This window comes from Mesorhizobium sp. M0174, assembly GCF_040322275.1.
GTDB lineage: Bacteria > Pseudomonadota > Alphaproteobacteria > Rhizobiales > Rhizobiaceae > Mesorhizobium.
Window position 1 is genome coordinate 1 of the sequence record NZ_JAMYTB010000047.1, and the last position, 8,166, is coordinate 8,166.

The 8,166-nt window shown below is 56.3% G+C and carries 3 protein-coding genes and 2 pseudogenes; 4 read left to right on the forward strand and 1 reads right to left on the reverse strand.

All coding sequences use genetic code 11. From position 1 onward, the window contains the following. From NKJ13_RS31725 to alr, 3 genes and pseudogenes are all read left to right on the forward strand, one after another. Positions 1–363, forward strand: a pseudogene (locus NKJ13_RS31725) (hypothetical protein); the annotation flags it as partial. A gap of 774 nt (positions 364–1,137) precedes the next feature. Continuing rightward, complete coding sequence (locus NKJ13_RS31075) at positions 1,138–2,355, forward strand: arginine deiminase (RefSeq protein WP_352779479.1); 1,218 nt, start codon at positions 1,138–1,140, stop codon at positions 2,353–2,355. A 349-nt stretch (positions 2,356–2,704) separates the two neighbouring features. Then, complete coding sequence (gene alr, locus NKJ13_RS31080; RefSeq protein ID WP_352779481.1) at positions 2,705–3,832, forward strand: alanine racemase; 1,128 nt, start codon at positions 2,705–2,707, stop codon at positions 3,830–3,832. 730 nt (positions 3,833–4,562) lie between these two features. On the opposite strand, the pseudogene NKJ13_RS31085 reads toward alr, so the two are convergent. Continuing rightward, a pseudogene (locus NKJ13_RS31085) lies at positions 4,563–4,697 on the reverse strand (transposase domain-containing protein); the annotation flags it as partial. Between the two features lie 1,361 nt (positions 4,698–6,058). Here NKJ13_RS31085 and NKJ13_RS31090 point away from each other — a divergent pair. Continuing rightward, positions 6,059–7,639: a carbamoyltransferase C-terminal domain-containing protein gene (locus tag NKJ13_RS31090; protein WP_352779482.1), complete on the forward strand. Its 1,581-nt coding sequence runs from the start codon at positions 6,059–6,061 to the stop codon at positions 7,637–7,639. The last annotated feature ends 527 nt before the right edge of the window (positions 7,640–8,166 follow it).

Here is an 8,166-nt window from a genome sequence, read left to right on the forward strand (position 1 = left end):
AGCCCCTGCGCGCCCGTCGACGAACACTCGCGCGCCAGTGATCGCAGCCGTATCACTTTCGCGCATGTCGGGCTTAAATGCGCCTATGAGATCGAGGTGCGATGCCTCCCGCAGCCACGCGCCCGCCGCATCGGCCGGATATCCCGCTGCGGCGGCCGCATGACGCGAACGCTGCTTTACGAAGCCACGCAGACACTGGTGACGCGCGTGACGAAATGGTCGTGGCTGAGGGCGTGGGCGATGATTGTTGCCAGGCGGCGCGGCCGACAGAAGGCCATTGTCGCATTGGCTCGCCGGCTGGCGGTGATCATGCATCGCATGTGGCGCGACGGCACAGAGTTTCGTTGGACGCGACAAGACATCATGCCGAAGGCCGCCTTATCGTGCGCCCGACCATTGCAGCCTGCCGGCGCGAGCAGGGGCCCGTCAAGGGCAAGTCGCGGCGCGCTGACCTTCGGCCCCCTTGACCGGCCCTACTGCGCGCGCCGGCCGTGCCGAAACCAGGTCGGGAGGGTCGAACAATGAGATGAAACATGATCGCAGAGCGAGCGTGACAAGGATCACCCCATAAGGTTCCACCAGCCGGTGGAAAGAGCGTCCTTCGCGGGACGATGGATGAGGTGAGTTCGCGAGGGTTGCAGTACCGGTCGCATCACAACGATCAGGACGCGTTCGAGATTGTTCCGCCTCATTCTTCTGATCCCCATCAAGGCGACGGCCGAGCGCCGATCCCGCAGTGAAGCAAGACCCCGCGAAAAACCTCAAATCCCGGTGAAGCCGAAAGCTTGAGAAGCGCTTGACTTCAACACGCCGAATAGAGAAGCAAACCCCGGACGCGCAGTGTAAGGCGAGCCACCTCACCGGCAGAAGCGGACATACGATCTTACCCTTTGTAGGGAGCCGGACAAACCTGTGAGCCTACCTGTCGGACGCGACAGTCAACCTCTTGATCACAGGTCGTTTTTGGTTGGCATACTTGTTGCTGGCGGAGGATTACATCATTCGCACATTAACGGAGCCGCCTATGTCCACGCAAACGATTTCATTCGAAAGCTATTCGCTGGCGACCGTAGAAGGCACGAGTAATCCCAACCTTGTGGCGGTGTATGACCTTCAACTGGCAGTGAGGACGGCCATATGACGGCCTTAGGGGTTCATTCAGAAGTTGGCCGGCTACGCGAAGTCCTTGTTCATCGACCAGACCTTAGCCTCCGCCGGCTTACACCGAAGAACTGCAAGGGCTTCCTCTTCGAGGATGTGATTTGGGTCGAGCGTGCGCAACAGGAGCACGATGCCTTCGTGGAAAAATTTCGTGAGCGCGGTGTCGTCGTTCGTTCTTTGGGCGAACTGCTGTCGGAAACTATGGCGTTACCCGACGCCCGCGGCTGGCTCCTAAATCGACGCGTCTGTCCTTCAGTCGTCGGCCTGGATTTCGCCAATGAGTTGCGGAGCTGGCTTGACGAGATGCCGCCAAGTCAACTCGCGGCCTTGCTCATTGGCGGGATCGCGCGTGAGGATCTTGAGTTTGAGCCGCGCGGACTAACTGGGCGAACACTAAAGCCCGAGGATTTCGTTCTACCTCCTTTACCGAACCAGCTTTTTATGCGTGACAGTTCATGCTGGATCTATGCCGGGGTCTCAATCAATCCCCTGTACTGGCGCGCTAGACGGCCTGAGGCAGAGAACGTTGAGGCGGTCTATCGCTTCCATCCTCGATTTCGCGACGCCAGCTTCACACGCCTGTTGCCTGATCGAACCAACGGTGCGCTCAGTCTTGAGGGGGGGGATGTGATGCCAATTGGTGACGGTGTTGTTCTAATCGGTATGGGTGAGAGGACCACGCCGCAGGCCGTCGAGGCATTGGCGCGCGCCTTGTTTAAGGTCGACGAAATCACTCGCGTTATTGCGGCTCTGATGCCCCGGCATCGTAGCTTCATGCATCTCGACACCATCTTCACCTTCTGCGACCGCGACCTAGTGACGATTTACCCACCCGTAGTCGAGGGGCTGCGAACGTTCACTCTCCGCCCGGGCAATTCTGAGGATATGGTCGATGTCACTGAAGAGGATGAACCCTTCTTGTCTGTGGTGGCCGAGGCCCTAGGACTTAAGGCTCTCCGCATAGTGCCTACCGGCGGCGATCACTATGAGGCGGAGCGAGAGCAATGGGCTGACGCAAATAACGTAATTGCGGTCGAGCCAGGCGTTGTCGTTACCTACGACCGCAACGTCAATACGAATTCATTGCTGAGTCGCGCCGGCGTTGAAGTGATAGCGGTCGAGGGCGCAGAACTCAGTCGTGGACGAGGTGGCGGCCGTTGCATGACTTGCCCGCTAGCACGCGATCCCAGCTAGCTAGAGGGGCTTACTCGCAAAGACGATCCACTTCCCAAGTCACCAACCGCACGGTGGAAGGTGAACTTTTGATATATTGGCCAAGCGGGCCCCGGAAAAAATTGTTGCTCGCACCTGTTCTACCCCGGATGGCAGCCAATAAAGTTAGGAAAAGTTGAAAACTCTGACGATAAAGAGAACCTCATCGGACACTGCTTATTCCGCGTTTAAATCAAAAGCAGAGCGTGTCGCGATATCGAATCACGAGTGGAACTAGCGTGTAATATCCTGAGCTCGCCCGCATTCCGGCGATTTGTGTCCATTCCGAGAATGCGATGCTTCTCCAACAACCTGCAAAATGGGGTAAAAGATGTCGTCCATCCCGCAGCGCGCGGATGCTGTGCTAGAAGTCAATCTGGCGGCAGTCCAGGCAAATTTCCAGACTGTGTCGGCCATGGTCGGACCACATGTAAAGGTGGCTGCAGTCGTTAAAAATGACGCCTACGGGCTTGGTATTATTGACGTCACAAGGACGTTGGCGGCCGCCGGATGCGATCTATTTTTCGTTGGAGATCTCCACGAAGCGATGCTCATAAGAAGTTCCATGAGAGGCGCGACGGTTGCGGTTCTCTGTGATCAATTTACGACGTTGAGGAAATACTATAGATCCAGCCGGATTACACCTGTAGTGAACAATTCCAGTGAACTGGACGCTATTAGCGCTGCAGGCGAGGCGCAAACATATTTTCTCAATGTGGAAACCGGCTTCTCTCGCTTCGGGCTTACTTTTGACGACGTACGCAGAAATTATCTTTCCGGCACTTTTAAGCGGCACCCTCCCTCAGTCGTCCTCAGTCACCTCGCTTGTAGCGATCGCGTTGCCGACGCAATGAATGTGTTGCAGAGTAATCGCTTTCGGGCGATCTCCAATCTGCTTAAACCTGCCCGTTGCAGTCTAGCCGCATCCGCCGGTGTTTGGCTCGGGAAGAATTTTCATTTCGATATCGTCCGGGTGGGTTCAGCGCTTTTTGGTCTCAACAACGCCGGCATTCAACCGAACCCTCTTCTGCCCGTCGTAAAACTTCAGGCAAATATACTCGATGTGCGCAATGTGCCCAAGGGTGAGGCGGTCGGTTATGGCGCGACATTTCGTACGGTTCGAGACAGCCGCATAGCTATCTTGGGCATCGGTTACAAGCATGGCCTTCCATGGGCCTGCGGAAACAAGATATCCGTCCGGTTTGCTGGATATTCGGCTCCTCTAGTCGGAAGAACGTCGATGGAATCCACCGCGATTGATATAACGGACGTTCCTGAGGCAGTTTGTCTTCCGACCGTCTCGGTGGAATTGCTGGGTGAGAGTTTCACCGTGAATGATCTTGCAGCGGCCGCTGACGCTTATGCCCCGGAAGTGCTGATGCGCGTCGCCGCCGGTTGCGCAAGACGATACTTGAATGTGCCCTCTGCACTGGGATCCTCAAGAGTTAGGACTGATTAATGGCAAGTCCGGGTTCGAAAGCGATCGGCTCGGTAACCATGCATTGCAGCTGGGTCTGGCACCGTTTCCGCTCTGTGAGGCGGGAATCATCCATCTCAACAGGTTGTCCTCGGCCAGTTCAAGTCGGCTGACGGGGACCCGCCGCACCGGCTGTGGCCGGTAGCGACGTTGATGCCCTGCGTACGGCGACCATGAGCCAGCGCGTGAACTGGGTGCTCGATGCCGATTGGTTTTGAGCCGATACTGCCGCGTTGTCTATGCCATTATAGCGGTGGAGCCATCGTGGCAGTTTGGCCTTGGCAAGGTATGCAACGGCGACCGCGACGACGGCGACAGCGCTCTCCTCGCGCTCATTGGGCATGACCTGGCGAAGGCGACACGGTGGCGGTTGACTGCGCCCTTACGTCGGCCGGTGATGCGATGTCCCACAGAGCCGATCCGGCCGAGCTTCTTAATGCGACTTAGATGTGCTAGGTGCGTCTTCCGGTATCCATCCGGTGGCGGACGCGGACGGATCTATTTGTCGCGATGGATGGCGATGAGGTTTTGAAGGCTTTCGATGCCGAATTCGGAGAAGGCAATGACACCGTCTTCGTGGTCTGCCTCCTAGACCCAGATCAGACCGTCCTCGGGTTCGATGGCGATTTCGGCAAACCAGTCTCATCTTCACCGAGTTCCCGGGCGACAACTGCGATGGTTCGCACGGAATGGATTTTGTTGATGAGCCTTGTCAGGCCGCGATTGCGGCGGGCTTGCGCCAGTTCCACGGCAGCAACTCGTCGAGGCGGTCAGCGGGGCGCTCTGTACGCGTGCAAGCACATCGGTAAGCCAGGCTTTGCGGGTCGACATCATTGAGCTTTGCGGTTTATGCCAAGTATGCCGCTCAAGGCCATGGCCTGAGAACAGCGGTTACTACAAAGGCGCGTTACTCTCATCGGGAATCGGCTGCGTAGTGTGACGCCGACGTGGCTATGCATCCTTTACCTTGCAAGCAATGGACTGCGGGCGTGCACATGTAAGCATGCGGTTGAGGGTGCCGCAGCCGATCGCGCCTCCCGTCTCCTAAGCGTGAAACATTGGAGTCCGCATACTCGGTCCGATAACTGATGTGTATCGCCCGATTGCGGTCTCGACCCGCGCCCTTGCCACAGCCGGTGGAACCTTGCCATTTCATTCTCGGCTCTGCTGATTGCGGCGAAATGCCGGTCCCTTTGGCCAAGCTCTATCGTCGGTTGGTTTTACCGCGTTTGGCGTGAGGCGGAATGACGGTAGCCGCTGTGATCGATGACCGCGGCGTAGCGGGCGTTATGATGGTACGGTTGGCAGTAAGCCGTCCCATCGGACCAATCTGGTCGAGCAGGGGGCGCACGAGAGACATCGCCAGTTTGCTGATCCGTCATGGGCATCGGCAATGATCTGTCCGCTATCGGCATCAGGACGAGATGCAGCTTTCGCTAACCACGGCGGGATCTGGCGCCAGCTTCCCTCCCGCCCCCGGCCTGGGCCGTGACCTTGAAGACCCATGCTGTCCACCAGAACATCCAACCGCTCGGCAGGTGGAACCTGATTTTCCGGCCACTTTCCGGCAGATGCGCGTCTTGGTGCTTGCCATCCGAACAGGGCATCCGATGTCACCACAACGTCAGCTGCCAAGCAGACGAAGTCCCCTCATCTTCTCAATAGATACGCGCCGCGACCAAGGTGAGAGCCTCTGCCGGAACATCTCGTGTGATCGGCGAGCGTCACCTCCACGAGGTTCTCGACCAGCGCAGGCTGAAGTGGTGCAATGCTCGGGGCATGTCTTGTCGCGCACCAAATTGTTTATGACGCCGTTCCTGCCGCCGCCACACGCACGATCTTCGACTGGCTAACTACCACGATCCAGCCGGCCCCAGAGCACCAACAGAGTGAAACGCGCTCGCCAGAGGCAGATGACGCAACGCTCCTTCGAGCATAACTATAAAGGCCATATATTTTCACAAGGTCTTCACAATACGATCACAAAAATTTACCATCGCTTGATTTCAAGATCAGACCGAATTTGCTACACATACTATGGAGTTGGTGCAAGGAAGAAGCGTGTTTTATATAACTCGCGATTTGTTGCCGATCAGTTTGCTAACGTGGTTTGAGGAATTGGTGCCGCGACAGGCGAAAAGCGCCTGGCTGGTCAAAGTTTTTCCGCAATAACGCTGATAGCCTTTATTCTGTAGGAGCTTATGCAACATGAGAATAATGTCGTTTAAACCAGGCCATGACGGCGTAATTGCAGGACTGGATGCGTCAGCAGCCGAGCTCATCTATTCATACGAGGCTGAGAAGGATAGCTTTCCCAGATATTCGACCATCACTCCCTCAGCGGTCCTCGACGCCGCTGGCCGCTTGCACGACATTCCCGATGTGATTGCCGTGAGTGGCTGGTCGATCACCGAAATCCCGGGCCACAGGCCCGTTGCGGCAGGCTACTTTGGCCTTGGCAACGGATCGGAGATTGTCGGCAAGACATCTATCTTCGGCAGGAATGTGCATTTCTATTCCTCAACGCACGAACGCTCCCATCTCTGGGGATCCTACGGCATGTCACCGTTCCCCCTGGGAATGCCCTGTTATGCCCTGATTTGGGAAGGGGACATCGGCGATTTCTATGAGGTCGATGAGCGACTGCAGGTAGCTCATTTGGGAAGAGTAATAACGGCTCCGGGTAGCAAGTATGCTCTTCTCTACGCGTTGGCCGATCCGAAATTCACCTTTCCCAAAGGACACTTGCGCTTCGAAGACGCCGGCAAGGTAATGGCGCTTTGCGCCTATGGGCAGGCCGGATCGCCTGACCGGGACGAGCAGGCGCTGATTAATTACCTACTTCCAAGCGATCTGTACCCGCTGTCCAAGGAGACTCTGCGGAATTCGCCCTACTACAACATTGGCGTAACCGATCAGAAGTTCACTAACCTTGCTAGGCAAGTTTCTGACGCCATTTTTGACTCGTTCCACACTTTCGCGAAGAGGCATCTGACAAAGGGGTACCCGCTGCTGATTTCCGGCGGATGTGGATTGAACTGCGAGTGGAATCGCCGTTGGCTCGAAACAGAGCTTTTTTCAGATGTTTTCATTCCGCCATGCACAAACGATACGGGCTCGGCGATCGGGACCGCAGTGGACGCCATGCGGCATTTCACCGGCAATGCAAAGATCAAATGGGACGTGTATTCAGGCCAACCGTTCGTGTTGGACGAAATTGACCACACCGGACTCGAGATTTATCCACTCGACCGCGAACAAGTGGCCTCGGCATTGCTCGATGACAAGGTGATCGGCTGGGTGCAGGGGAATTGCGAGATCGGGCCGCGGGCGCTCGGCAATCGGTCAATTCTCGCGGCGCCTTTTTCAAAAGCAACTCATGAGCGTTTGAACCGAATTAAGAACCGGGAGGCTTTCCGCCCGATCGCACCGGTTTGCCTGGAGCAAGATGTCGCGCTCCACTTCGACTTGGCACGCCCGTCGCCCTACATGCTTCTTTTTCAGAACGTTATCGATAGCCGGTTAAAGGCCGTCACGCATGTTGACGGCACAGCGCGGGCCCAGACAGTTTCATTGGATCAAAACCCGTCCCTGTTTCAGCTGCTTACCTCGTTCAAGGGAAAAAGCGGGGTCGGCGTTCTCTGCAACACGTCGCTGAACTTCAGTGGTACCGGCTTCATAAACCGCGCGAGCGACTTGCTGACCTATGCCCGAGCCGCAGGTCTCGACGGATTTGTTATCAACGATTCTTTGTACCTTTTCCAGGAGTCTCGCTCGGCATCGATATGAACTGTCTACTATCGACTCTGCGATGTTCGAAGGTGGCAGCTTTAGCGGCCCCTATGGTCCCTCAACGGCCCTGTCGGCGGCGTCAAAGGCGGGAAGAAAGTATTAACAAAGCGAACGCAATTCAGAATGGAAACCGCGGAGTCGGCTATGTCCGGCGAAGATGCTGCGGCGCGCGTTTACATGGGCAATAATTTATCGATAAGCAGAGCTTCACTTGAGAAAGTGGACGTTTAGGGCGAGTGCCACGATGTGATAATGTCACGTTCTACCAAAGTAATACCATTCAACGGTTCACTACTGAACTTAGGCTTACGCTTCCAGAAAGACTCGCAGAGCGCGCCGGGCACGAAAGCGCTCAACAAGAGTAGAACCCACTGGTCGCCTTTTCCCGCACCATCAGTGTTCGAGCCAGCATTAGCGTGGACCTTACAAGGCCCAAGGGAGACTTCGGCATGAAAGCAAAGAGACGGTTTTTCGAGGAGCCCCTAATTCAGGCAGACCCCGAACTAGCACGTTTAATCTCAGCA